Source organism: Chryseobacterium gambrini (assembly GCF_900156825.1).
Lineage (GTDB): Bacteria > Bacteroidota > Bacteroidia > Flavobacteriales > Weeksellaceae > Chryseobacterium > Chryseobacterium gambrini.
This window is the reverse complement of the sequence record NZ_FTOV01000004.1, coordinates 137,443-163,555: the sequence shown is the minus strand read 5'-3', so window position 1 is coordinate 163,555 and position 26,113 is coordinate 137,443. Positions and strand designations below refer to the sequence as shown.

The window sequence follows — 26,113 nt, the reverse complement described above, 5'->3', positions numbered from 1 at the left end:
ATGCTTAAAATAAGATTGATTGCAGGAATTTTAACCGTGTTTTTTTTAGGAACACTCAATGCACAGGAACAGGAACCACAACAGACTTCTGAAAAAAGTGTATACCTTAAAGGAAATGCTTTGCTAATACCTGTAGGAGTTATAAATGTAGGATTAGAGCATCAGTTAAATAAAAAATTCACGGTACAGGGTGATGTTTTAATTTCTCCTTGGAAATCTTTTGCCGGACACGAATTGCAGTATTACTCCGTTTCGCTGGAAGGAAGATATTATTTTGATGAAGCTTTTAAACATTGGTATATCGGAGGAAATATTGCAGGTTCCCGCTTTATTGCCCAAAAGTGGAATTACTGGAGTGACGGCACTTTTGTTGATGAAAAAAATGGAAATGTCTACCAATATTCTGATGTCTACCAAAAAGGTTATTCCATAATAGTTGGAATTACAGGAGGCTATCAGTTTAAACTTGCTGAAAACTGGAACATGGATATTTATGCAGGAATCGGAACTTCTCAGGATTTTTACAAAGGCTATGTACGCTCGACGGGAGCTCGTTATGACGTAGCGGAAGGCTTTAACAAAAGCGGGGAAATTCTTCCTTACAGAGGCGGTGTCATGATTTCTTATAAACTAAAATAAAACAATGAAACTATTCGGTAAAAACCATATTATTATCTGCATCATCACTTTTGGGATTCTTTTTCTGATGAATTATCTGGGAAACGATCAGGCAGATAAACTGGAAAGAGCTTTAATGATTGCGGCAGCGGGCGTTATCGGTCTGTCAATCGGTCTTGTGATCATGAATAAAGGAAAAGACGACAAAACTCCGCCGCAGAATTTTGATTAAAAAATTTTAATTGTCAATTGTCAATTTAGATTCACAAATAAAATGAATTCACTATTGACAATTGACAATTCACGTTTCATCAGTTTTCGTAAACAACATATTTCTTTCTGATTTTCTCGAATTTTTCCAAATCAGACTTCCAGGATGCTTTGATCTCCGAAGCTAATTTTCCGGCAACAATCTGTTTTCTCAGCTCATCGGTTCCGGCTAAAGTATCAAACCATAAATTGCTTCCTGTGGTTGGTTTCAGGAAAAAGTCCAGATCAGGATTTTTATAGTTTTTATACGCTTTTATTACCCAGTCCAGATTTAGTTCCCTTAAATCTTTTCTATAATCTGAAAGGTTTTCGCCGTAGCACAATTTTCCGTTTAAAAAAGGATCTTTTGCTCCTGCACTTGGCTTCGGAGTAAACTGATAAGGAAGATTTTTTGTCCATGGAGATCCGTAGATCTGGAACGGTAAATCTGTTCCTCTTCCCACGGAAACCTGTGTTCCTTCAAAAAAGCATAAACTCGGATATAAATTGATGGCTTTATCATTGGGTAAATTTGGAGACGGCTTATCTGAAATCTGGTAACGCAACATTTTATGATAATTTTTCATCGGAATCAACGTGTATTTTGCCTGAACTCCGTTTTTCAGCCATTTTTCTCCATTCACCATTTTTCCGTACTCTCCTATTGTCAATCCGTATACAACCGGAACTTCGTGCATTCCCACAAAACTTGTCCATTTTTTCTTTAAAACAGGACCATCTGTGTAGCCGTCATGCGGATTGGGTCTGTCCAGAACAATCACTTCAATATTATTTTCAGCGGCTGCTTCCATAAGATACGTAAGTGTTGAAATATAGGTGTAAAACCTCACTCCAACATCCTGAATATCAAACACCAGAACATCCATTTCTTTTAGTTGTTCCGGAGTCGGTTTTTTATTTTTACCATATAATGATACGATGGGAATTCCGGTTTTCACGTCTACTCCGTTCTTTACTTTCTCGCCTGCATCTGCATCTCCTCTGAAACCATGTTCCGGTGCGAAGATGGATCTTATTCTGATTCCGTTTTTTACCAAAAAATCTACAACGTGCGTTTTATCGCTCATCAGTCCGGTCTGGTTCGTTACCACTCCTACAATTTTTCCTTTCAGCAAAGGCAAATAGAGCTCCGGCTGATCTGCTCCCGTTTTAAAATCTTTTTTATCTTGAGCCTGAGAATAATATTGATTGAATACTCCTAAAAAAATTAGGCAAATAAGAAGTAAATTTTTAATTTTGAAATCTAAATTCATAAGTTTGAAATTTCCTTTATATTTCTCGAAAAAAATAGCGTTTTCCAAAGATAACAAAAATAACCTTTCGAGGGTTATCATCTTCATCGGCAGACTTTCTGTGGCATTGGGAATTATTGTTTCTCTCATTACCGTTTCCACCGGATTCGGTTCTAAGAAAGCGATTAAGGAAAGACTTGCAGATTTCAGCGGACACGTTACTGTAAGATCCACGAGATCAAACTCTTCCTACAATACTTCCGTTCTTGATAATCAGGGACTGAATATCCAGAAAATAAAAGAACTTCCGGATGTGGAAAGTGTGCAGAAATATGCTACGGTAACGGGAATTATGCGGAACGAGCACAATTTTGCAGGGATTATTTTCAAAGGAATCGGAAAAGATTTTGACAGTGTAAGGTTCAAAAAATTTCTGGTTGCCGGAACTTCTCCGAAAGTTACGGAAGTTGGCTATTACAACGGAGTTACTATTTCCCAAAAGATTGCCAATGATCTTCATCTGAAAGTGAAGGACAGCATTGTAACGGTATTTTCAAAGGCAGATCAAAAGCCTATTTACAGAAAATTTGAAGTGGTAGGAATCTATAAAACCGATATTAAGATGATCGACGATCAGTTTGTGTTGGGAGGAATTAATCATGTAAGAAAAATTCAGGATATGAAGCCTGATGAAATGGGCGGACTGGATATTTTCTTTAAAAATGTAAATGATATCGACAGCGATTTTCCTGAAATTGAGAAACTCATCGGCTATAAAAATTATGCTGAAAAAGCCACTGAAAAATATCCTCAGATTACGGACTGGATCAGTATTTTCGATACGAATATCGCTCTGATTATCATCATCATGCTGATTGTTGTGGTCATTAATATCATCATGGTTCTTCTGATCCTGATTATTGAAAGAACAAATTCTATCGGTCTTTTAAAGACTTTGGGAGCAAGCAATTCACAGATCAGAGCCACTTTTATCAATTATACTTTAATTATTATGATTCCGGGATTGCTGTACGGAAATGCGATTGGTCTCGGACTGCTTTTGATTCAGAAAGTTTTTGGAGTGATTACCTTAAATCCGGAAAATTATTACGTTAGTACGGTTCCGGTAGATCTTAACCCAATTGCCATTATTTCCATTTCTGCCGGAATTCTGATTATTTCAGGACTGGCTTTAATAATTCCGAGTTATCTGATCAGTAAGATTTCTCCGGTGAAGGCGATTAAGTATAATTAATAAAGTGAATGGTGAATTTTACTGCGTAAGTGAATGGTGAATTTTTTTAACACTGAATTTTTGTAAAGCCATTACATTGACTCTTTCACGATTCACAATTGACTTATAATCACACTTTTCAGACCACCCCGTCAAAAATTTTTCTGAAATTTTCGCCACCCCTCCAAAAGAGTGGAATTTTCTTTGTGTGTAATTCCTGTTTGAAATCCTAAATTCCTAGCCCCGATAGGAACTACATCCTTTTTTGTTGCGGCTGGAGCATAAACTGAAGGTTTACGGACGTAGTTCAGGAAGCCGTAACAAAAAAGATACAGTGGATAGCGGGAATAAGCTCCTTATTGAGTTGGAGAGTATGAGAGTTGGAGAGGGTGAGCGTAAGAAGATAAATAGAGTGAGAGGGTTTTGAGATTTTTTAGAGTTTGGGTTTGGATTGGAAAGGTTGGTTTTGAGGGGTTGGAATTGGGAAAACAGTATTAATTATTCATTTTTAATTATTAATTATCTGAAAGCCGTATCTTTGCAACGCTTTAAAAGACATTTATGAAATACGCAAACAACATCCTTGAAACCATCGGGAATACGCCTCTTGTAAAACTTAATAAAGTTTTGGGTGAAGATTTTCCGGCACTGGTTTTGGCAAAGGTGGAAACTTTCAATCCGGGGAACTCTGTGAAGGACAGAATGGCTCTGAAAATGATTGAAGATGCTGAAAAAGATGGAAGATTAAAACCCGGAGGAACGATTATCGAAGGAACGTCCGGAAATACAGGGATGGGACTGGCTCTTGCCGCGATCATCAAAGGGTACAAATGTATTTTTGTAACCAACTCTAAACAATCTAAAGAAAAATGTGATATTCTTCGTGCTGTAGGAGCAGAAGTTATTGTCTGTCCGACGGATGTGAAACCTACCGATCCGCGTTCTTACTATTCTGTTTCCAAAAGACTGGCTAAAGAAACGGAAAACGGATGGTACGTAAACCAATACGACAATTTATCCAACAGAGCTGCTCATTACGAGTCTACCGCACCTGAAATCTGGGAACAGACGGAAGGAAAACTAACGCACTTCGTTGTAGGAGCAGGAACAGGAGGTACAATTACAGGTTGCGGAACATTCTTTAAGGAAAAAAATTCTGACATTAAAGTAATCGGAGTAGATACCTACGGATCGATCTTAAAAGAGATCCACGAAACGGGGGAAATCAATTTAGGAAATGCTTATACCTACATTACAGAGGGAATTGGCGAAGATATTCTTCCTGAAAACTACGATATGTCTGTAATCGATCATTTTGAAAAAGTAACGGATAAGGACGGAGCGGTATATGCAAGAAAACTGGCTAAAGAAGAAGGTATTTTCTGCGGATATTCTGCGGGAAGCGCAATTTCTGCTTTGGTACAGATGAAAGATCAGTTTACGAAAGACGATGTGATTGTGGTTCTTCTTCACGATCATGGTTCAAGATACGTCGGAAAAATTTACAACGACGACTGGATGAAGGAAATGGGCTGGCTGGATTAATCAGCTTTTCATGATAAAATAAAACTCAGAGCAAAGCACTCTGAGTTTTTTTGTTGTTTTATTCTGAAATATTTTTCTTTAAAACCTGCTTCAGAAAGCTGTATTCCTTTTCGCTCATTGATTTTCTGGGAAACATATAGCTGTATTTTCCTTCAACGGTAATAAATTCATTATTGCTGTCAAAATACGTGAAATCTTTCCATTCGCTGGTTTCTTTTTCGCCATCGATATTTACGGTAAAGAAATTTTCATCAAACCGGATTTCGTAGATTTTACAGTTTTCAAGCTTATTCAAGTAATTATTAACCTGCTTTTTCCATCTCGAAACTTTGTTGATGCTTACAGAAAGAAAAACCGCACACAGCAAAAACAAAAAACTTACAAAATATAAAATTCCCGCTTTTTCTTTGGTAAAATCATTTCTGAAAACAAAAACGATCAGTAAAATAACAGCAATCACAATCGTTGTAATCGTTTTTCCTCTGGTAGTCGATGAAAAAAACAAACTTCCCTGATTTCCGCTGAAATATATTTCTTCGAAGTCTTTCCTTTTAGGCTTTAAAACAATACTTTTCTCTTCATTCATAAACAGTAATTTCTGATGCAAAGCTAAATGAAAAATTTAATTTAATGATGATCTCTTCATTGATCTATTATTTTTTCACAACTCCAATCATCAATCATCAATCATGATGCTTCAGCTATCAACTAAATTACCCATCCTCATATTTATCTGCAATTGCAGAAAGTTTATTCATCAGTTCACGGTTCCTCTGTCTCAGATCATCCATTTTTTTCAGCATTTCATGGATCACTTCCAGACCCGGAAGATTGATTTCCAGATCATAATGCCAGTTGGTAAACCGCTCAAACGTGGGCAAATCTTCATACATCACATAACGGATTTCGTTTTCTGTATGAATATTGAGCAATCCGGAATTCACCAGTTCATCAAAAAAAGTAATTTCTACATTGTATATTTTTACGAGTTCTTCCCTCGATATTCTTTCACTCATGGCTTAGGAATTTTTAAGTTGTTCAAAAAGTTCTTTCTGCTTTTCAGTTAAATTTGTCGGTAATTTCACTTCATAGGTCACAAAAAGATCACCGAATTCTCCCTCCTTCTTGTACACCGGAAAGCCTTTTCCTTTCAGTCTTACTGTTGTTCCGTTCTGTGTTTCAGGTTTTACTTTCAGATTTACACTTCCGTTCAGCGTGTTTACTTTTACGTCACCGCCTAAAACTGCAGTGTACAGATCAATCAAAACTTTAGATTTCAGATCATTGCCGGTTCTTTCAAAATTCGGATCAGGAGTGATATTGAAAGTAATGTATAAATCTCCATTTGGACCGCCATTGAAACCGGGATTTCCGTGCCCTTTTAATTTAATCTGCTGACCGTCATACACTCCTGCCGGAATCGTAATTCTTACTTTTTTGCCATTGATATCAAAAGTCTGAGGATGTGTTGTTGCGGCATCTCTCAAGGTTAAAGTTAATTCTGCCTGAATATCCTGTCCTTTAAATTTTCCCGACGCACTTCCCCTTGAATTTCTTCCGAAACCTCCTCCTGCTCCGCCAAACATACTCTGGAAAAAATCTGAAAAATCTTCCCCGTCGCCGAAATCCGCTTCCGAAAATCCGCCTCCGAAGTTTCCTCCCTGGTTTTGATATTGTCTTTGCTGCTGTTGCTGTGCTTTTTCATATTCTTCGCCATGCTTCCAGTGTTCTCCGTATTTATCGTACTTTTCACGGTTTTCGGGATTGCTCAGAACTTCATTGGCTTCATTCAGCTCTTTGAATTGTCTTTCGGCTTCCTTGTCATCAGGATTGAGGTCGGGATGTAATTTTCTTGCGAGTTTGCGATATGCCTTTTTGATATCTTCCTGCGTTGCGTTTTTGTCTACGCCTAAAATTTTATAGTAATCTATATAAGCCATAGAAACGATGTTTACTCAAATTTAAGGATTTTATGACTGAATTTTATATAACGGAATGTTAAAAATTAAGCTATCTTTGGTTAAAAAGCAACGCATGAAAGAAGTGTTGAAAAACTACTCCGGAATTTTACTTTTACTGTTGGGAATCTCTGTCGGAAGCATTATCGGAATTGCGGCTCCCGATATTGTGGATTATATAAAACCTTTGGGAGATATCTTCCTGAACCTGCTGTTTGTAAGTGTAGTTCCGCTGGTTTTCTTTGCCGTTTCCAATTCTATTGCTTCGTTAGAGCAGCAGTCTAAATTTGGAAAAATAATGGTTACCATGGCTTTTACCTTTCTGTTTTTTATTTTAACCGCCGCGGTTTTTACGATTTGCGCCGTTTATCTTTTTCCGGTTTCCGGAGTTTCGGGAAGTTCTGAAATTGTGGAGGAAGCTACAAGCAATGACAGTTGGGGAAACAGAATCGTAGGATTTTTTACGGTAGGAGAATTTACACAGCTTTTTTCAAGACAAAATATGCTGGCTCTTTTAATTTTTGCTTTCATGACGGGATTTTCAGCCAGAAAAGCGGGAGAAAAAGGACAGGCTTTCCGGTCATTTATCGCTTCGGGTTATGAAGTGATGAAAGAACTGCTTTTGTTGATTATGAAAGTCGCCCCGATTGGTTTGGGCGCTTATTTTGCGTATCAGGTTGCCACTTTGGGACCTCAGCTTTTCGGATTTTACGCAAAACCTTTAGGATTGTATTATATTGCAGGAGTAGTCTATTTTCTGGTCTTCTTTTCACTCTATGCGTTTATGGCAAAAGGACAGAACGGGGTTAAAAGTTTCTGGACAAATGCTATTTTCCCTACTTTAACCGCTTTGAGTACCTGCAGCAGCTTCGCCACGATGCCTGCCAATTTACTCGCAGCTTCAAAAATCGGAATTCCTAGCCAGATTTCAAATATTGTGATCCCGATTGGGACAACCTTACATAAAAACGGTTCTTCGATGTCGTCGATCATTAAGATTTATGTGGCATTCTTAATCATCGGAAGAGATTTTTTTGATCCCATGAATCTTCTTTTAGCTTTGGGAATTACCGTGTTTGTAAGTATCGTTGCGGGAGGAATTCCGAACGGAGGATATATCGGAGAAATGTTGATGATTTCAGTTTACAAATTACCACAGGAAGCAATTCCGGCAGTGATGATTATCGGAACTCTGGTGGATCCTTTGGCAACGGTTTTAAATGCGGTCGGACAATTGGTAGCTTCTATGTTTGTGAGTAGGTTTGTGAAGGTTTGATTTTGTACCTAAACACAAATTGCACGAATGTTTTTTCACGAATTGCACGAATATTTTCTAAATAATTTTATGTATTGATTTCTGTATGAATTCTTTTTACAAAAGTATAGGGCTATATGATGAATTAATCTTTGAAACTACAATGGATAAAGCTGAATTCATATATATATTAAAAAAGCTTATTTATAATAGTAATTTTAGTTTTTTTGAAAATTCAGAATATTTAATTCCAAAAAGATATGAATATAAAGGATATTTGAATAAAAACGAATTTTTGATTATGAGAAGAAGACATCTTTTTGATATGAGTTCTCCAAATCCTTATATAAGAGGTACGATAAATGATGAAAACGGAAAAATACTCATTAGAATGGAATTCACTCCCATAAAATATTCCGGTATATCCTTAATTTTTCTGATAATTTTTTTAATTATATTTTTCAATATTCCTTTCCAAGGCAGTTCTGATATGTCTTTTATAGTAATTATACCAATAATTGGAGTTATAAATTATTATTTTACTCTAAAAAGAAATATTACTAGGGGAAAATACGATTTTGAAAGAGAATTAAATTTTATAGTTCAGAAAAATAATATGTTAAAAAATACACGATAATTATTCACTCCGTTTCACCGGTTCTAAATTCTCCAGTTCTTCAGGCGTGAAAAGTCTGTAAATGACTTTAAATGTTTTGCCCAGAGGTGTTTCTAAAGAGAATCCGCCCGGTCCGAAACCATCGACAACATCGAGTGTAAAATGTGAATATTTCCAGTATTCGAAGAGATCACGGTCGATCCAGAATTCATGATTGTTAATGGTTCCGATCATCGCATCGTTCATTCTCGGGTAAAATCCTCCTTTTTCAAAACACTGCGGCTGCGTTCCTTCACAGCATCCTCCTGCCTGATAAAACATCAGGTCACCATATTTTTTTTCCAGTTCCCAAATGACTTCCAAAGCTTTTTCGGTTGCTGAGAGTCTTGCTATTTTTGTTTGCATTTTTCTTTATTTTTAGTGAATTAAAGTTGTACGAACACAGTTCAGAAGTGAAGTAAAAAATCTTTATAAATAAGGTTTAGATTCTTCCTTCGTCAGAATGACAACATTTTCGGTATTTCTGAATGTCATTATCTCTTCTTTGATCCATTCGTAAAAATCATGTTCTTAACACCTCCGTTTCCCTCGTCATTATTTTTCTTACATAAAGTTAAAAAGTTTCGGCGAAATTTCATTTCGCCGAAACCTTAAATTCTATTTAATTCGAACTTCCTGCAATATCGAGAACGATTCTGCCATCGATCTGCCCTTTTTTCATTTTGTCGAAAACATCATTAATATCTTCTAATTTTGCCGCAGTTACCGTTGCTTTTACCAGTCCTTCATTTGCAAAATCCAGTGCTTCCTGAAGATCTTTTCGAGTTCCTACGATGGAACCGCGCACCGTAATTCTTTTTAATACGGTTTCAAAAATCGGAAGTTCAAATGATCCCGGCGGAAGACCATTTAAGGCAATGGTTCCTTTTCTTCTCAAGACATCAATTCCCTGTTTAAAGGCAATCGGAGATACCGCTGTTATTAATGCGCCATGCATTCCGCCAACTTCTTTATGAAGATATTCTCCGGGATCTGTTGTTTTGGCATTCACGACCAAATCTGCGCCTAATTTTTTAGCCAGATCCAGTTTATCATCAGCTACATCAATAGCGGCGACATGCATTCCCATTGCTTTTGCATACTGAACGGCAACGTGTCCCAATCCACCGATTCCTGAAATGGCAACCCATTCTCCCGGTTTTGTTTCCGTTTCCTTTAAACCTTTATATACGGTGACTCCCGCACAAAGAATCGGCGCAATTTCTAAAAAGTTAACATCCGGTTTCAGATGTCCGACATATCGTGAATCTGCAATGACATATTCGGCAAAACCTCCATCAACGCTGTATCCTCCGTTTTTCTGTGCTTCGCAAAGTGTTTCCCAGCCTGTGATACAATAATCGCAGCATCCGCAGGCGGAATAGAGCCACGGAACTCCCACTGCATCTCCTTCTTTTACAAAAGCTTCAGGACCACATGCAACCACGATCCCTACTCCTTCATGTCCCGGAATTAAAGGCATTTTCGGTTTTGCAGGCCAATCGCCGTCCACTGCATGTAAATCTGTGTGACAAACGCCACAGGCGATTACTTTTACGAGTACTTCATATCTTCCGGGTTCTCTTACGGGCACTTCTTCTATTTTCAGGGGTTGTCCATAGCCTTGAACAACTGCTGCTTTCATTGTTTTTGGAATCATTATTTATTTTTTTGAGTTGGTTTTTAAGTTTAGTCTGGTTCTTTAAAGTTTTGATACGGCTCTAAATGACACAAAAATTCCTGCTCACCCGAAAATTTCAGATAAGGACGACTGGTTATTCGCGTGAGGGATAGGAAGGGCGGCGAGGAACGAGCCGGTGCGGAGTGAAACGGAGCACCGAAACGAAGTGGAGCCTTGAATAGCCCGACCGTTTTTCCCCGTTGCCGAGATGGGGAAAACGGGCACGCCCTAATATTTAAGATTAAAAGAAACCTAGTTTGTTTTTGTTGTAGGAAATCAGCATATTTTTAGTCTGACGGTAATGATCCAGCATCATTTTGTGGTTTTCGCGACCGATTCCCGACTGTTTGTATCCTCCGAATGGTGCTCCTGCAGGATATGCATGATACTGGTTTACCCAAACTCTTCCTGCTTCAATATGACGCGGAATGTTATAAAGCTGATGCGCATCTCTTGTCCATACTCCCGCTCCAAGACCGTAAATGGTGTCGTTTGCAATTTTTAATGCTTCTTCTTCGTCTTTGAAGGTGGTGAACGCAAGAACAGGTCCGAAAATTTCTTCCTGAAAGATTCTCATTCTGTTGTTTCCTTTGAAAATGGTCGGCTGAATATAATATCCGTTTTCCAGACCTTCTCCGACGTGATTTACATCGCCTCCAACAAGCACTTCTGCACCTTCTTCCTTTCCTAATTTGATGTAGGAAAGGATTTTATCTTTCTGAATCTGTGAAGCCTGTGCTCCCATCATTACGGTTTTATCTAAAGGATTTCCGACTTTGATGGCTTTTACTCTTTCGATCACTTTGGCAATGAAAGCATCTGCGATATCTTCCTGAACCAGTAATCTTGACGGACAGGTACAGATTTCACCCTGATTCAAAGCAAAAAGAACTGCTCCTTCGATGGCTTTATCTAAAAATTCGTCGTCTGCATCCATTACCGAATTGAAGAAAACGTTTGGAGACTTTCCTCCTAATTCTAACGTTACCGGGATGATATTTTCTGTTGCGTACTGCATAACAAGTCTACCGGTTGCTGTAGAACCTGTAAATGCTGCTTTTGCTACTTTCGGATTGGTTACCAAAGCCCTTCCCAGTTCTGCTCCGAAACCGTTCACAATGTTTACCACTCCTGCCGGAAGCAAATCGCCGATGAGTTCCATCAGAACCATAATGGAAATTGGAGTACTTTCTGCGGGTTTTAAAACGACACAGTTTCCTGCTGCCAAAGCCGGAGCTAATTTCCAGACTGCCATTAAGATCGGGAAATTCCATGGAATGATCTGTGCGATCACTCCAAGCGGTTCGTGAACGATTAATGAAACGGTATCTTTATCCAGTTCGTTGTGAGAACCTTCTTCCGCTCTGATAACGGACGCAAAATATCTGAAATGATCGATCGCCAAAGGAATATCTGCGGCTAAAGTTTCTCTTACCGCTTTCCCGTTATCAATGGTTTCAACGGTTGCGATGTATTCTAAATTCTGCTCGATCCTGTCGGCAATTTTGTTTAAAATGATGCTTCTTTCTGTGGAAGAAGTGTTTTTCCACGTTTGGAATGCTTTTTCGGCTGCATTTACCGCCAATTCAAGGTCTTCTTTGGATGAATGGGCTGCCTGTGTGAAATTTTTACCGTCAATGGGGGAAACTACATCGAAGTACTGTCCGTTGACCGGAGCTGTAAATTGCCCGTTGATGTAGTTGTCATATCTTTTTTTAAATTCAGGCCACTGTAGTAATGTGTCTGATTGCTGTTGTGTTGTAGTGCTCATATTCGTACAATTTTAATTTTTATTTATTGCCAAATTACACTTCCCTTAGAGATTCGGATAGCACAATCGTACAAAAAAACTTCAAAATCGTGCAGACGTAGAATTTTATTATTTCATTAACAGTATTGTAAAGCGATTATTTTCTATATTTGAGTAAACAGGCTATTAAAAATGTTTAGAAATGAACAATAACAAGATTTTATTAGAAACTCCTGAATTGAAAAGGGAAAACCAGCTTATGCACTTGGTTGAAAATCAGACAAAATTCAATCTAAACAATTGTGAATTCAGCATCTACGAAACGCATAAGGCTGCTTTCGATGTAAAACTGCATTTTGAAACGATTGCATTCACGGCAATGCTTCGCGGGAAAAAGCATATGAAAATAGATCATAAAACGGGCTATTTTGATTATTTTCCGGGAGAAAGTGTTTTGGTTTCGCCGGGAGAAACGATGGTGATCGATTTTCCGGAAGCGGATGAAACGCCTTCCCAATGTATTTCTCTTAGCCTGAATCCTGAATTTATAGAGAATTCTCTCAATCACCTCAATTATCATCTTCCAAAGGTGGATGAAACTTCGCAATGGAATATTGAACTGGATGAGTATTTTCTGTTTAATAATCAGTCTCTGGCTTCGGCAACGAATAATATCATGAGAATTGCGATGGACGATAATTCACAAAAGGATATTATGGCAGATTTTGCGTTGAAGGAACTTCTTATCCGCCTGATGCAGACACAGGCAAGAAGCATGGTGGAGAAAAATATCGTTAAAAACAAATCCAGAATCGGTTTTGCCGTAGATTATATTAAGAAAAACCTTCATCAGAAATTATCGATTGACAGCATTGCAAAAATGGCATATGTAAGTAAATCCAATTTCTTTAAAATGTTTAAAGACGAACTGGGAACTTCTCCGAATGAGTTTATTTTGCAGGAAAGAATCAATCGGGCAAAAGAACTTTTGGCGAACCAGAACAGCATTAAGGAAACAGCTTATCAGACAGGGTTTTCGGATGCGAATTATTTTACGAGAGTATTTAAGCAATTAGTGGGAGTAACGCCGAAAAGTTATCAGGATAAAGTTTTGTTTCCGGAATAAAAAAACACCTCAGATTGAGATGTTTTAATATTATTATTGATTTTTAATTATCCCTGATAATCATAATATCTTGCTCCTTTTAAAACAGGATTTTCCAATTCTACTGATTTTAAACCGAAACCTTTATAGTTTTCTTTAACTGAATTTTGCATTTGTTTTCTGTGAAGTTTTTCATAAGTCTCAAAATCAATTGCTGTTCTGTTTTTTAAACTTTCAAATAAATTCCATTTTTTGACCACCTTTTTCCAGTTTTCTGAAACTTTTCCGGCAAAAACTTTGGATTTTGATCCGCTTCCGTACCCTAAAAATCCGATTTCCTGTTCTGCCAATTCTTCATTTTCGTTAAAAGAAGTCTGTAAAGCAGAAAGTAAAGCCATAAAAATGGAAGCAGTGTACATATTTCCGATTTCCGAAGATGCACGTTGAGATTTTTCAATTTTATCATTAATAAACTGAAGGTATTCTTCTGATTTTGCCACTGCTTTTTGTTCTTCAGGAGTTTCGTAAGACAAACCGTTTTCTAAACTGTAAATTTCTGTGAAAACTCTTTTTCCGTGAAAGGCGTAGGGAAGATGGAAGATCAGATATTTCCAATTTTCGTAAGGTTTATTAAGTCCTGTAATTTCTTTATAATGATCGTAGGCTTCTCTAATTCTGTCCTGATAACACTGATTGGAATATTGTCCATCAAAGACTGGCTCATCCGTGAAAATTTCTATTTTTTGAGGAAAACTTTCTGGAGCATTCGTTAAATCTTCTTTTTTGAAATGACGACGCGGCTTGAAAAAATCAAAGACCGATTCTGTGGCAATTCCCCAATTGTTCTCGATTTCAATAAGATCAGGTTTTGAAGAAATTAAAACCGCAACGGCTCCTCCCCCCTGTGTGTATTCTCCGGAAGAAGCCAGTTCGTATTTTGCGTAATCACTTGCAATGACGACCGCTTTTTTATCAGGGTTTGCTCTTACAAAATCTAAAGAATTATGAAGCGCATCTACTGCTCCAATACACGCAAAAGTCATGTCTACCACATCACAATTTCTGAAAACCCGTTCTCCGAATTCTTTTTCCAGAACTTTTTCTACCATCTGCATAGCGTAAGAAGCGGTTGGTTTTGCTGCATCTAAAGCGCTTTCTGTTCCTAAATAAATTCTTGATATTTCTTTCGGATTGATGTTATAATCCTTTATGAGTTTAAGTAATGCTTCTGCTGCGAAAGTTGCGGCATCTTCATGAACATCGGGAAAGCCCATTTTATGCAATCCCAATCCTTTTTCGAGTTTTGCAGGCTCGATTCCTCTTTTTTCTGCTAAATCTTTAATTTCCAAATATAATGAAGGCACATAATAGCTTGCTGCCTCAATTCCAAAAGTCATATTTCTTAATTTTCATACGAATTTAGAAAATGTAAACGTTTAATCATATATGATTTTCAGCATTTATTGAAAATTTATTCAGAATATGATAAAATTCAGGAAAATTATATTTTTTAAATTCTAAGATCGGGATTTTAAAAGTTTGTGATTATTGATCCTCAAACTCATTATTTTTCAACAGTTCTGCTAAGACTTTTTTTGCACGCATAACACGAACCTTTGTATTGGCAACAGAAATGCCTAATTCCTCAGCAATTTCTTTGATGCTTTTTTCTTCGAAAAATCTCAAACGGATGATTTCCTGATAATTGACATCTAAAGATTCTATTGTTTTAATGATTTTCTTCTGTTCTTCTTCGGAAATCATTAATTCTTCAGGAGATTTGGCATACTGGTTTTTTACCTCATCCAGATTTTCCGTAGGATCCTGATTTTCGCGGCTTTTTTTTCTCCAAAAATCGATGATGGTATTTTGAGCAATGGTTAAAATCCATGTTTTAAACTGAAAATGGGGATCAAACATATCCAGCTTTGATAAAACTTTTGAAAAAACATTTACGGTGATTTCGTCGGCATCATTTTCGTCGTGAACTTTTTTCATTACAAAAGAAAAAACATCAACCCAAAAAATGTTGATGAGCCTTGTCTGCGCTTTCTGGTCTTTTTCCTTCGCTTTCTGAATGAGAGGAAATAATTGTTCGTCGTTCATTACTAACAAATATAATTGATTTTCGCTGAAAATACAATGCAGGAGATCAAATGATTTTTTCTGTACAATTTGTATTCCGACTGAGGTTTAGCCATGATCGCAGCATTTGTCTGAGCTCATTTTGTTTGATTTTGGTTTCGGCGGCTTTGCCGCCGAAACCAAAATCAAACAAAATAGCGAGTGCGGAGAGCAGGAAACAGCTCCTAAAAAAATCAACCTGTTTTTCATCCTGAATTGAAAGTTTCTGTCTTCGCCTTATTCCCCTGAAATGATTATCTTTGCACATTAAATTTTAAAGCAGAAAATAATGAACTCTTTTATTGAAGAACTGAAATGGCGCGGGCTTTTTGCCGACATGATGCCCGGAACGGACGAACAACTGGATAAGGAAATGACAACAGCTTACATCGGTTTTGATCCTACTGCAGATTCTTTACATATCGGAAGTCTTATTCAGATAAAAATTCTGGCTCATTTTCAGCAGCACGGTCATAAACCGATTGCTTTGGTAGGGGGTGCCACAGGAATGATTGGTGATCCTTCGGGAAAATCTGCGGAAAGAAATCTGCTGGATGAAGATACTTTGCTGCATTATGTAGACTGTCTGAAAAACCAGCTTTCCAGATTTCTGAATTTTTCGGGAAGCGAGCCGAATAAAGCGGAACTGGTGAACAATTACGACTGGATGAAAAATATTTCTTTCCTTGATTTTGCGAAAAACGTAGGAAAAAATATTACCGTCAACTATATGATGGCGAAAGATTCTGTGAAGAAAAGACTTTCCGGAGAGGCAGGTGTTGACGGAATGAGCTTTACTGAGTTTACCTATCAGTTGATTCAGGGATACGATTTTTTACATTTATACCAGAATAATGGCGTTAAGCTTCAGATGGGCGGTTCTGACCAATGGGGAAATATCACGACCGGTACAGAACTGATCCGCAGAAAAGCGCAGGGTGAAGCATTTGCATTAACGGTTCCTTTGATCACAAAAGCGGACGGTTCGAAATTCGGAAAGTCTGAAAGCGGAGAAAATTACTGGCTGGATAAAAAGAAAACTTCACCTTATAAATTCTACCAATTCTGGCTGAATGCAACGGATGAAGATGCGGAAAGATTTATTAAATTCTATACTTTTTTAGGGAAAGAAGAAATTGAAACTTTAATTGAAGAGCATAAAACGGCTCCGCACGAAAGAAAACTACAGAAAAAATTAGCTGAGGAAGTTACGGCTTGGGTTCACGGAAAAGATGAATACGAAAAAGCACTGAAAGCTTCTGAAATCCTTTTCGGACGTTCTACGGCTGAAGATCTGGTAAGTCTTGATGAAGAAACATTTCTTGAAGTTTTCGATGGAGTTCCTCAGAAAGAGGTAGCAAAGAATGATGTTTTAGGAGTAAATATTATCGATTTGCTTTCTGAAAAATCAGGATTTTTAAAATCTAAAAGTGAAGCAACAAGAGAACTGAAAGGAAATGCTATTTCGGTAAACAAACAGAAAATTAATGATGTTTACACAGCTAATGAAAGTGATTTGATTGACGGTAAGTTTTTACTTTTACAAAAAGGAAAGAAGAGCTATTTTATCGTGAAAGTAATTTAAAAGTTAATAATAGTATAAAATCGGGGGGGGGCAAAATTTTCAATTTTGCCCCCCGATTTTTTAGGTAATGTCAATAAAAAAGACCACCTTTTCAGATGGTCTTGGTATTTTGAATGATTTTTTTTATAATTCTAAAAAGCTGTAAGAAATTGAAGCACTTTGTGTACCCGATCCTACTACCTTTTTAGTTTTTGCAACTTCTCCGTCTACATAGATATTAATGATTAGCTCAGAATCCGAATAAGGAAGAACAGCATTTGCTGCTAAATTTAGCTGAGCCTGACTTGAGCTTACAAACTGCTCTCCGCTGGACCATGTAGTTCCTGTAGGATTAAAAGTAGTACTCTGCCCTGTTCCGATTTGTGTGACTACAGTTGAAAAAGTTCCTGTAACAGGTGGATTTGCAGGTGGATTTGGACCTTTTGTATTTATTTTAGCTTCAAACTGAATAATATGATCTGTAAATTCATCATCGTCATCTTTCTTACAAGAATTAACAACTAAGATTGCTGAAAATAATACAGCGAATAAAAAAGAAAGTCTAAGTAAACTTTTTGATTTGTAAAATTGCTTCATTTCTCCAAATAGATTTTTAATGTTCCAAATATAGGTTTTTTATCAATATAAAAATAACTTTTATGAAAAATTTCCAACAATGATTTGTAAATAATATCAATTCAATAAATAATTATAACGCTGTTTTTGTCTAAATATTGGGCGGGTTTAATATTAGTTTTAAGACAGTTTGTCCATCTGTTTTAAATGGTCTTATTTTGATGGAGCTAAAGAATAAATACATCATTAATAATTATCTTTGCCTTATGAATTTAGATTACATCGTAAGAGAACCCGAAAATATCAATTCTGATACCACCATTCTTTTCATGCTTCATGGCTACGGAAGCAATGAACAGGATCTTTTCAGCTTCAGAGAAACTCTTCCTAAAGACTGGATTATCGTAAGCTTCAGAGCGCCGAGAAATACCCAGTTTGAAGGCTTTTCATGGTATGATATCGATTTTAACAATCCTGACAACTTTATTGATGTTCCGCAGGCTACAGAATCATTAAACAGCGTTACGGAAAGTATTCTTAAAATTATAAACAGTTATGGAATTACCGAAGGCAAAACTCACCTTTGCGGTTTCAGTCAGGGAGGAATTTTATGTTATGCTCTGGCATTAAAATATCCTGAAATGTTTAACCTTGTGGCGTGTTTAAGCAGTTATCCGGAAGAAAAATTACTCACCGATATTGTAAGAGATAAGAAAAAACTGGAAAGACTTCGCTTCTTTATTTCTCACGGAACAGACGATGCCGTAATTCCTTTGGAATGGGGAAGAAAAGCAGCAGATCTTTTATATGATTTAAGCTGTTATTTTACGTTCAGAGAATATATGAGCGGTCATGGAGTGAACCAGAAAAATTATATGGATCTGATGGACTTTTTTTCCAAATAAGATTATTGAAATCTAAACATTAGTTTTAAATTATTAAACAAAATACAAACATTCTCATTTTGGGAATGTTTTTTTATTGATGATAAGGATAAATTCAGTAAATTCAGTAAATGAAACTGAGGTATTTTTTTGTGTTCTTACTGTTCGGCATTTTTATGAATGCTCAAAACTCTTTTGAAGTTCAGGATGCAAAAAAAACCGTCATCCCTTTTAAACTTATTGCCAATTTAATTTTTATTCCTGTAAATATTAATGGAGTAAATCTGACTTTTTTACTTGATACCGGAGTCGCAGAAACTTCTATTTTCAGTCTTGAAAATAAAGAAATCAATCTCCAGAATATTGAGAAGATAAAATTTGCCGGTTTAGGAGGAAGCGCAAGTATCGACGGATTTCTTTCAGATAATAATATTGCAAAAATCGGAAAGAATTTCGTAAACTATTCAATGACGGTTTATATTATTACAGATCAGGATTTTAATATTTCCTCGCACGTAGGAATTCCTGTAAACGGAATCATTGGCTATCATTTTTTCAAAGATCATCCTGTTTTAATTGATTATTCGTCTAAAAAAATTACCATTTACAACGATAAAACTTTATTTCAGAAAAAAATAAAAAATTTTAAAGAAATCGATATCAGTATTGAAAAAAATAAACCTTATGTGATTGCCGATGTGGAAATGACAAGGGAACGAAAGCCTTCAAAATTACTGATTGATCTGGGGAATAGTGATCCGATGTGGCTTTTTCCTGCCCTCATTAAAGATTTTGTATACAACCGACCGAATATTGATGATTATCTCGGTCGTGGCTTCAACGGTGATGTGTATGGTAAACGAAGCAGAATTCACAACCTGTATCTCGGAGATTTTAAATTTGAAAAGCCATTAACGGCAATGCCTGATGAATACTCCATTCAGCACGTAAATATGGTAGAAAACAGAAAAGGTTCCATTGGCGGAGATATCATGAGACGATTTACGGTTGCATTCCACTATTCTGAACAGAAGATGTATCTAAAAAAGAACGGAAATTACGATGATCCTTTTCATTTCAATATGAGCGGTCTGGATTTTAAGCAGGACGGCATGGAATGGACAAAAGATGTGGTGAATCTTCCCGCTAAAAGCAAAGAAAGTCCTTCCAATGGCATTGAAATCATTAATAATAATCTGCAGTATAATTTTGTCTTAAAACCTATTTTTTCCATTGCCGGAGTGCGTAAAGATTCTCCCGGAGCTAAAGCCGGACTGCAGAAAGACGATCGTTTAATAAGCATCAATGGTAAAAAAACAGAAGACATGACGCTCAATAAAATCATGGAAATGATGAAATCCGATGAAGGAAAAACCATCAATATGCTGATTGAAAGAAAAAATAAACAGATGACTTTAAGCTTCACCCTCGAAGATCCGATACCTTACCAAGAACAAGAATGATATGAAAACCGAAGAAACAACGCTGGACAAAATAAGAACCAGACCACGATTTAAGATGTTTACTCATTTAACCAAAGAAGAATATGCAGAAAATCTGAAAAAATATCTTAAAGAACATAAAGATGAATTTTCCGGCAACATCAATAAAGAAGTGGCTACGATCTGTGTAGAAACAGATTACGAAACCTACTGGAAGCCGAGATTGTCTTTAAGAATTGAAATTGAAGACGAAAAAACTGCGATACGGGGTGTTTTCGGACCCAGTTCCGCAGTTTGGACGTTCTTTATGTTTTTATATTTTGCGTTTTCGATTCTCTGGATGGTCTTTATTTCCATGTATTATGTGGAAAAACAAATCAAAAGTCAGGAATTTCCCTGGGCGCTTACCGCATCTTTCGTGATGGTATTTTGTATTGCACTCACCTATGCTGCTGCACGTTTCGGACAGTACAAAGGCAAAGACGAAATGCTGAAACTCAGAAGATTTGCCGAAGAATCTACGCTGCAATTTGAAAAATTGGATTAAGGAGCAACGGTTTTGGTTGTCTGCGGCATTTGTTCCAATACAGCTTTTGCCGCTCTTATAGAATCTACCACTTTTTCTCTGTTGTCCTGTTCTTTCAGTATTCTTTCGATGTTTGGCTCGATCATTTTGGTCATTTCATCTACAGAAACGCTGTTGGCATTCGGATCGCTCAGAAGTTTTCTCCAAGGTTTTCTTTTTCCCCAACCGTAATCTCCGTAAACCATTACAGGGGTTCCTTTTGCTTTTGTAGTCGCTCCTCCGGGATTCAGCACCCAAGTATCTGCATAACCATAAAGCCATTTTGCATCTTTCATCAACAATCTTAAACATGAATGCGATGCAGGATAACCCGGAAGATCATACTGATGCCATCCGATTCCGTCGAGATTAAAGATGTTGAAATTATAAGGCAATTTCCACTCGCTGCTTACCGTTGAGATCGCCAGTTGTTTTTTCCAGTTGGCAAAGGTAAGACCTGTTTTTGTTTTCGCCGTTTTCTTTCCCATACTTGTAGGTCCCCACTTCACTAGAGTTCCGTTTGAATACACTCCGTAAGCCTGAATAGGATATGAAAAGATAACAAATTTCTTTACCGGACTCAATACATCAAGCTGCATCGGGAAAGGAGAATACTCCATCAATGTAGTATCAATTTTTGCAGGAACCACCAAAGTATCTGCATTCCATTTATTTTTAGAATCCAGTCTGTTTAAAGCTAAAATAGCATAACGTTCTTTCTCTGTATATTTTTTGTTGAAGATTCCGAATAAAGAATCTTTCATTTTTTTGTCTTTAGGGAAAATAAAAGCATTGTAAAAACCATCTTCCTGCATTGCCGGAGGTAAAGATTCTTTTTCTATTACAGAATCTTTTTTTACAACTACGGAATCTTTTTCGGGATCTGGTTCGCTTATTGATGAAGTGGTGTCACTGATTTTGTCGCTGATTTTTTCAATTTCTTTTTTACAGGAAACCACCATTAAACTGATAAAGAATGCATAAAGAAATGATTTTTTCACAAGTCTGTTTTTCATAAATAAAAATGGGCAATAATTTTTTTTCTACTCAGTACAAATATCAGACCTAAAATCGGATAAAAAAAATACGGAATCAATTTACCGTAAAAATACGGTGAACAGTTAACCTTTTGAATCAAGAATTATTAAATGTAGTTATGTTAAATATCGTATGAAATTGACTGAAATGTAAGGTATACGAGGTTAATTATCCGAATTAATTTAACCTGATGATTTTTAATCTGTGCTGACCGGTACCCGTTAAAGCATTAACAGTTCCCACTTCCCCGCCGATTTGTATATTAACAGTTTGTCCGGCTGTTAAGCTCACCACTGTTGAGGGAGAGCTTGTAATATTAACTCCGCTTCCTGCGTATGGAGATGCCGAACAGGATGATTCTGTATCTGTTGTGCCATTTACAATAATTCGGGTTGTTATAGAGTGATTTGCAGCGGTATTTGCGCTGAAACTGTTGTTGACAATAATCTGGTAGGTTCCTGCTGCCGGAGCCGTAAAATTTCCTGAGGTTGTATTATAGGAAGTTCCTACATTTACTGCTGTCGTATTGTAGGGAATAACAACATAGGCAACAGCAGGAGTATACGTTGTTGTTCTTGAAGCATCTACAAGCAACTGAGGAAAGGTATAATTACCGGGTTCCCATTGACTGGTAGTGGTATTGTAAATCAATGTCTGTCCGTTAGTCGGAGCTGTATTGGCAATATTTCTTCCCTGAATTTTCGCGACCGTGGAGGCTGCTAAAGTTCCGGTAACATCGCCTGCAATGGATATTCCTGATGTTGGATAAGTTCCGGCTGCTGTTAATTGTCCCTGTGCATTAACTGTGAAGGTAGGAATAGTTGTAGACGCGGTTCCATAAGCTCCGGCAGTGACTGTCGTATTGCTTAAAGATATGGTTCCTGTAGATGTTATGGGTCCTCCTGTAAGTCCTGTTCCTGTGGCAATATTGGTTACAGTTCCCGAATTTACTGCCGATATCGTTCCGTCTGGAGCAACATTTATTCCTGAGCCAATCTTTACCCCTCCAAGAGTTGTAGAGCTTGCAATTGGTAAAGAATATGCCGAAGGAAGCAAGTGTTTCTGTCCGTCTGCGCCAATGTATGTGTTTGCATTTCCTGTTCCTCCCAAGACTCCCTGAGTTCCCGAAACAAGGTTACCGATACCCGTAACTAAATCGTAATCTAAAGTTACTCCGCTTCCCAATGCAGCATTAGTCCCTCCGGTTACAGATAATCCTGTTGTTGATGTCGTTATATTCCCTCTTGTAAGCGTTGAATTGGGTGATATATTTATCCATGAAGTACCATTATACTGCAAAATTTGCCCCGTTGTAAGTGCTGAAAGAGATACATCGCTTAAGCCGGATAAAGAGAAATTCCCTAAAGTTCCGTTTCCTCTTATATATTGAGCAATTGTTCCCGAGCCGGAAACCGTGATCGTTCCCGAATTGGTAATCGGCGAATTGGAAACACTAAATGCAGCAGGCATACTCAGTCCTACACTTGTAACCGTTCCCGAATTTGCTGCCGATATCGTTCCGTCTGGAGCAACATTTATTCCTGAGCCAATCTTTACTCCTCCAAGAGTTGTGGAACTTGCAATTGGTAAAGAATATGCCGAAGGAAACAAATGTTTCTGTCCGTCTGCACCAATATAGGTGTTTGTATTTCCTGTTCCTCCCAAGACTCCCTGAGTTCCCGAAACAAGGTTACCGATACCCGTAACTAAATTGTAATCCACCGCTGTTCCACTTCCCAAAACGGCATTAGTCCCTCCGGTTACAGATAATCCTGTAGTGGCTGTCGTTAAATTACCTCTTGTAAGCGTTGAATTGGGTGATATATTTATCCATGAAGTACCGTTATACTGCAAAATCTGTCCCGTTGTAAGAGCCGAAAGAGATACATCGCTTAAACCGGATAAAGAGAAATTCCCTAAAGTTCCGTTTCCTCTTATATATTGAGCAATTGTTCCCGAGCCGGAAACTGTGATCGTTCCCGAATTGGTAATCGGAGAATTGGAAACACTGAATGCAGCAGGCATACTTAATCCTACACTTGTAACTGTTCCGCTATTCACCGTATTAAGAATACCACCGGAGAATGTAAGTCCGGATCCTAAAGACAGTGGACTTACATTACCGGAAGCATTTGCATATAAAATTTTATTGAAAAGCCCCGAGTTGGTATAAACAGCTCCCGCTGATTTTACAATTCCATTTACTTCAAGCTTTTCTGAGGGACTGGATATACCAATTCCTACATTTCCGGAGTTTTTATTATAAATATTACTGCCGGATAAAGTCCATTTCGATTCATCAACCTGTTTAAGGTTACCTTTATTATCAATAACCCTGACTTGTGAATAGAACGAAACAGATAAAACGAAAAAAATAAAATTGAATAATTTGTCCATCTCGTGTTTATCAATAATATGAAAATGAATTATTGGTTTTGAGAAGCAATCTTACTTCAGATACTGAACCTCGATAATATCGCCTGCCAATACAGACCAATCATTCGGAGCAGTTCCGTTTGGAACCAGTGTTATGGCAGATCCGGAAACGGTATAATCTTCATTGGCAATTAGTTTTGCTCCGTTTCTATATACCCAAACCTGAGAATAGGTAGGAAGTGCAGGTGATCCTGTTAAACTGTAAGAGGTCTGACCCGCAGTTGAAGTAAATTTTTCATGCCCGCTTTGTACAAGATCTGTTGAAAGCATTTTTAAGACATTTCCCGTAGCCTCATCCCTTACAAGAATTGTATATCCTGAAGTTCCCAGCGTTGCAGAAGTTGCCGGAACATTAGATCCTGCCTGATTGGTATTCGTATTCTGAAGTACATTGGCAAGACCAAATTTTTTCCCGTTAAGATCTATACTGGTATCATCAGTAAGGGTTCCTCCCAACTGCCACGTTGTTGTTGTTACATTATTTGTAGTATTCGTGAGTGTTGTGATCCCATTTTTAGCCTGCAGATACTTTATTGTTCCTTTGTTGTCAATCACTCTTATTGTTCCGTTAAGAGCCTGTGCTGCTCCATTGGCAGAGTTTTGGGTTACATCACCTGTGGTTTGTTGTGCTTTTACAGCTCCAAAAGCTGAAAAAAGAAATACTAAGATTGCTGAAGTTTGTAAATACCTTTTCATGATAAGTAATTTTAAAGTTTTATAAGAATTTGTAAATTTTTATTTCATCGTTGGCATAGCAGGATACTCCGGTTTCCAGCTTTATATTAAAAGAAGAAAGAACCTGAAAATCTATGTTTACTCCGTTTCTGTAGACTTTTGTATTAGAAGTACTAATGCTCCATGGGGTTGGGAATTCTGTCTGACCGTCTGCAGCAATAATTTTTACAGAAAGGATTTCTGTTCCGGACATTTGTGAAATCCAATTGCTGCCATTATACACAAAAAGAGTCCCAGTGGAATTGTTAATAAATATGTCTCCTGTAGAATTTGTAGTGGGAATCGTTGGATCTGAGTTTCCGTAAAAAATTTTCGAACTGTCATTAAATCTAAGCCATTTGCTTCCGTCCCAATAATAATAACCCTTAGTAATTCCTGTATTTGTAGTTGTATTATAAACAAGAAGACTTACTGCAGGATTAGGTACTGTAGAAGTATCTGTAATGTTTTGAAGAGGAACACGAGGAATAAGTAAACCTTTATCTGATGCTTTAGCAACAATATCCAGAGCTGCCGAAGGATCAGGACTGGGTGTGTTTATCCCTACCTGAGATAGAAATAATGGAGAACTTAAAATTGCGCATACAATAAAAATTAACCTCATAGCTTTAAGGTTTTATACTTATTATTATAATCCAACAAGTTAAATGTTCACTAAAATGTATTTGGAATAGATTGCGGAAGCGCAACTACATTAGGTTTTCGAAATAATTTTAATGACATTATTCAATTTTGTGTGATTAATTGAATAATCTTCATCTAACTTTGTGATTGTTTAACGAATATACATATTTATTCGAAATAAAAGAAAAATAATTGCAAAATTTAACTAATTTTTAATAAATAATTCAATTAGCTAAATTCTATCATAAATGAAAAGAAAAATTTAAAAAACGTTACGGAAAATTAAAATTACCCACCGTTCATTTTAGTAAGTCCTTTATTGAGTTTTATATATGAATTATTGAAAGGAAGTTTAATTAAAAAATAGCTAAACCTACATTCAGTATACTATCTATTGCGGTGATGCCCTTTCTCTAATTTGTTTTTACAGAATACAAAGTAATCTACACAATCCTGCATGAGATGATCATTTTTCACTGAACAATATGTTTGCATTTCATCAACAAACAATTCCTGAATAGTTTCTAATTCAGATAATGATCTTCTCCGTAAAAAACTATCTCTGATATAGTTTTTAAGAATAAGGATGATATAATTTCTCTTAATGCATTTTTCGTCAAACATGTACGGAAAAATTATTCCCATCCATTCGTTATCAAAAAAAAGAACATCTTCATCATCTTCCAAAAGTATTAAACTTTCATCATAAGACCATTTTAAAAGGTTTTCTTTTAGTGCTACTTTATTGCTCCAATCGAAATTGAGTGTGGTCATACATTTATTTAGTTTTTGTCTTTTAGCTTTTTAAAGCTGACATAAAGT

The 26,113-nt window shown here is 36.9% G+C and carries 26 protein-coding genes; 11 read left to right on the top strand and 15 right to left on the bottom strand.

The genetic code is table 11. The features are described from left to right. The gene (locus BW951_RS09815) at positions 1–639 is read left to right on the top strand and encodes a DUF3575 domain-containing protein (protein WP_076392262.1); all 639 of its coding nucleotides are present in this window, start codon (positions 1–3) and stop codon (positions 637–639) included. Between the two features lie 4 nt (positions 640–643). Further along, entirely contained in the window at positions 644–850 is a 207-nt protein-coding gene (locus BW951_RS09810) for a hypothetical protein (RefSeq protein ID WP_076392260.1), read from the top strand. A 79-nt stretch (positions 851–929) separates the two neighbouring features. On the opposite strand, the gene BW951_RS09805 is transcribed toward BW951_RS09810, so the two are convergent. Then, the gene (locus BW951_RS09805) at positions 930–2,141 is read right to left on the bottom strand and encodes an exo-beta-N-acetylmuramidase NamZ family protein (RefSeq protein WP_076392258.1); all 1,212 of its coding nucleotides are present in this window, start codon (positions 2,139–2,141) and stop codon (positions 930–932) included. Between the two features lie 4 nt (positions 2,142–2,145). On the opposite strand from BW951_RS09805, the gene BW951_RS09800 reads away from it, so the two are divergent. Both BW951_RS09800 and BW951_RS09795 read left to right on the top strand, forming a co-directional pair. After that, positions 2,146–3,375 (top strand): ABC transporter permease, encoded by a 1,230-nt coding sequence (locus tag BW951_RS09800; RefSeq protein WP_076392590.1) that lies wholly within the window; start codon positions 2,146–2,148, stop codon positions 3,373–3,375. 540 nt (positions 3,376–3,915) lie between these two features. Then, complete coding sequence (locus BW951_RS09795; RefSeq protein ID WP_076392256.1) at positions 3,916–4,899, top strand: PLP-dependent cysteine synthase family protein; 984 nt, start codon at positions 3,916–3,918, stop codon at positions 4,897–4,899. A gap of 58 nt (positions 4,900–4,957) precedes the next feature. Here the strand turns inward: BW951_RS09795 and BW951_RS09790 are convergent, their stop codons facing one another. The 3 genes from BW951_RS09790 to BW951_RS09780 form a co-directional block, all read right to left on the bottom strand. Further along, on the bottom strand, positions 4,958–5,485 hold the full coding sequence (locus BW951_RS09790) for a YcxB family protein (protein ID WP_076392254.1): 528 nt from the start codon (positions 5,483–5,485) through the stop codon (positions 4,958–4,960). A gap of 127 nt (positions 5,486–5,612) precedes the next feature. Then, positions 5,613–5,915 (bottom strand): chaperone modulator CbpM, encoded by a 303-nt coding sequence (locus BW951_RS09785; protein ID WP_076392252.1) that lies wholly within the window; start codon positions 5,913–5,915, stop codon positions 5,613–5,615. A gap of 3 nt (positions 5,916–5,918) precedes the next feature. Further along, positions 5,919–6,839, bottom strand: coding sequence for a DnaJ C-terminal domain-containing protein (locus tag BW951_RS09780; RefSeq protein WP_076392250.1), 921 nt, complete (start codon positions 6,837–6,839; stop codon positions 5,919–5,921). Positions 6,840–6,933: 94 nt separating this feature from the next. Between BW951_RS09780 and BW951_RS09775 the strand changes: the two genes are divergently transcribed. Then, on the top strand, positions 6,934–8,133 hold the full coding sequence (locus BW951_RS09775) for a dicarboxylate/amino acid:cation symporter (protein WP_076392248.1): 1,200 nt from the start codon (positions 6,934–6,936) through the stop codon (positions 8,131–8,133). Between the two features lie 85 nt (positions 8,134–8,218). Next, a complete protein-coding gene (locus tag BW951_RS09770; protein ID WP_076392246.1) occupies positions 8,219–8,749 on the top strand; it encodes a hypothetical protein in 531 nt (176 codons plus the stop codon). Here BW951_RS09770 and BW951_RS09765 read toward each other — a convergent pair whose 3' ends face one another. From BW951_RS09765 to BW951_RS09755, 3 genes are all read right to left on the bottom strand, one after another. Next, complete coding sequence (locus BW951_RS09765) at positions 8,750–9,133, bottom strand: DUF779 domain-containing protein (protein WP_076392244.1); 384 nt, start codon at positions 9,131–9,133, stop codon at positions 8,750–8,752. It lies immediately after the preceding gene. A 256-nt stretch (positions 9,134–9,389) separates the two neighbouring features. Then, entirely contained in the window at positions 9,390–10,427 is a 1,038-nt protein-coding gene (gene adhP, locus BW951_RS09760; RefSeq protein WP_076392242.1) for an alcohol dehydrogenase AdhP, read from the bottom strand. A 262-nt stretch (positions 10,428–10,689) separates the two neighbouring features. Then, positions 10,690–12,219, bottom strand: a complete 1,530-nt coding sequence (locus BW951_RS09755; RefSeq protein ID WP_076392240.1) for an aldehyde dehydrogenase family protein — start codon at positions 12,217–12,219, stop codon at positions 10,690–10,692. 181 nt (positions 12,220–12,400) lie between these two features. On the opposite strand from BW951_RS09755, the gene BW951_RS09750 reads away from it, so the two are divergent. Then, on the top strand, positions 12,401–13,324 hold the full coding sequence (locus BW951_RS09750; RefSeq protein WP_084196405.1) for an AraC family transcriptional regulator: 924 nt from the start codon (positions 12,401–12,403) through the stop codon (positions 13,322–13,324). Positions 13,325–13,371: 47 nt separating this feature from the next. Here BW951_RS09750 and BW951_RS09745 read toward each other — a convergent pair whose 3' ends face one another. Further along, positions 13,372–14,700 carry a hydroxymethylglutaryl-CoA synthase family protein gene (locus BW951_RS09745; RefSeq protein WP_076392238.1) on the bottom strand — a complete coding sequence of 443 codons (1,329 nt, stop codon included), beginning with the start codon at positions 14,698–14,700 and terminating at the stop codon, positions 13,372–13,374. A 148-nt stretch (positions 14,701–14,848) separates the two neighbouring features. Continuing rightward, positions 14,849–15,409, bottom strand: coding sequence for an RNA polymerase sigma factor (locus BW951_RS09740; RefSeq protein ID WP_076392236.1), 561 nt, complete (start codon positions 15,407–15,409; stop codon positions 14,849–14,851). Between the two features lie 307 nt (positions 15,410–15,716). Between BW951_RS09740 and tyrS the strand changes: the two genes are divergently transcribed. After that, positions 15,717–17,012 (top strand): tyrosine--tRNA ligase, encoded by a 1,296-nt coding sequence (gene tyrS / locus BW951_RS09735; protein ID WP_076392234.1) that lies wholly within the window; start codon positions 15,717–15,719, stop codon positions 17,010–17,012. 123 nt (positions 17,013–17,135) lie between these two features. Here tyrS and BW951_RS09730 read toward each other — a convergent pair whose 3' ends face one another. After that, positions 17,136–17,588: a hypothetical protein gene (locus tag BW951_RS09730; protein WP_076392232.1), complete on the bottom strand. Its 453-nt coding sequence runs from the start codon at positions 17,586–17,588 to the stop codon at positions 17,136–17,138. A gap of 245 nt (positions 17,589–17,833) precedes the next feature. Here BW951_RS09730 and BW951_RS09725 point away from each other — a divergent pair, with 245 nt between their 5' ends. The 3 genes from BW951_RS09725 to BW951_RS09715 all read left to right on the top strand — a co-directional run bounded on the left by BW951_RS09725 (position 17,834) and on the right by BW951_RS09715 (position 20,440). Further along, a complete protein-coding gene (locus BW951_RS09725; RefSeq protein ID WP_076392230.1) occupies positions 17,834–18,472 on the top strand; it encodes an alpha/beta hydrolase in 639 nt (212 codons plus the stop codon). 110 nt (positions 18,473–18,582) lie between these two features. Beyond that, positions 18,583–19,914, top strand: a complete 1,332-nt coding sequence (locus BW951_RS09720; RefSeq protein WP_076392228.1) for a PDZ domain-containing protein — start codon at positions 18,583–18,585, stop codon at positions 19,912–19,914. Between the two features lies 1 nt (position 19,915). Further along, positions 19,916–20,440, top strand: coding sequence for a hypothetical protein (locus BW951_RS09715; protein WP_076392226.1), 525 nt, complete (start codon positions 19,916–19,918; stop codon positions 20,438–20,440). On the opposite strand, the gene BW951_RS09710 is transcribed toward BW951_RS09715, so the two are convergent. From BW951_RS09710 to BW951_RS09690, 5 genes are all read right to left on the bottom strand, one after another. Then, a complete protein-coding gene (locus BW951_RS09710) occupies positions 20,437–21,459 on the bottom strand; it encodes a L,D-transpeptidase (RefSeq protein ID WP_076392586.1) in 1,023 nt (340 codons plus the stop codon). The genes BW951_RS09715 and BW951_RS09710 overlap by 4 nt on opposite strands. 214 nt (positions 21,460–21,673) lie before the next feature. Continuing rightward, a complete protein-coding gene (locus tag BW951_RS09705; RefSeq protein WP_076392224.1) occupies positions 21,674–23,893 on the bottom strand; it encodes a beta strand repeat-containing protein in 2,220 nt (739 codons plus the stop codon). A gap of 51 nt (positions 23,894–23,944) precedes the next feature. Then, positions 23,945–24,628 carry a hypothetical protein gene (locus BW951_RS09700; RefSeq protein WP_076392222.1) on the bottom strand — a complete coding sequence of 228 codons (684 nt, stop codon included), beginning with the start codon at positions 24,626–24,628 and terminating at the stop codon, positions 23,945–23,947. Between the two features lie 19 nt (positions 24,629–24,647). Beyond that, positions 24,648–25,271, bottom strand: coding sequence for a hypothetical protein (locus BW951_RS09695; RefSeq protein ID WP_076392220.1), 624 nt, complete (start codon positions 25,269–25,271; stop codon positions 24,648–24,650). A gap of 407 nt (positions 25,272–25,678) precedes the next feature. Then, positions 25,679–26,065 carry a hypothetical protein gene (locus tag BW951_RS09690; RefSeq protein ID WP_076392218.1) on the bottom strand — a complete coding sequence of 129 codons (387 nt, stop codon included), beginning with the start codon at positions 26,063–26,065 and terminating at the stop codon, positions 25,679–25,681. Positions 26,066–26,113: the final 48 nt, after the last annotated feature.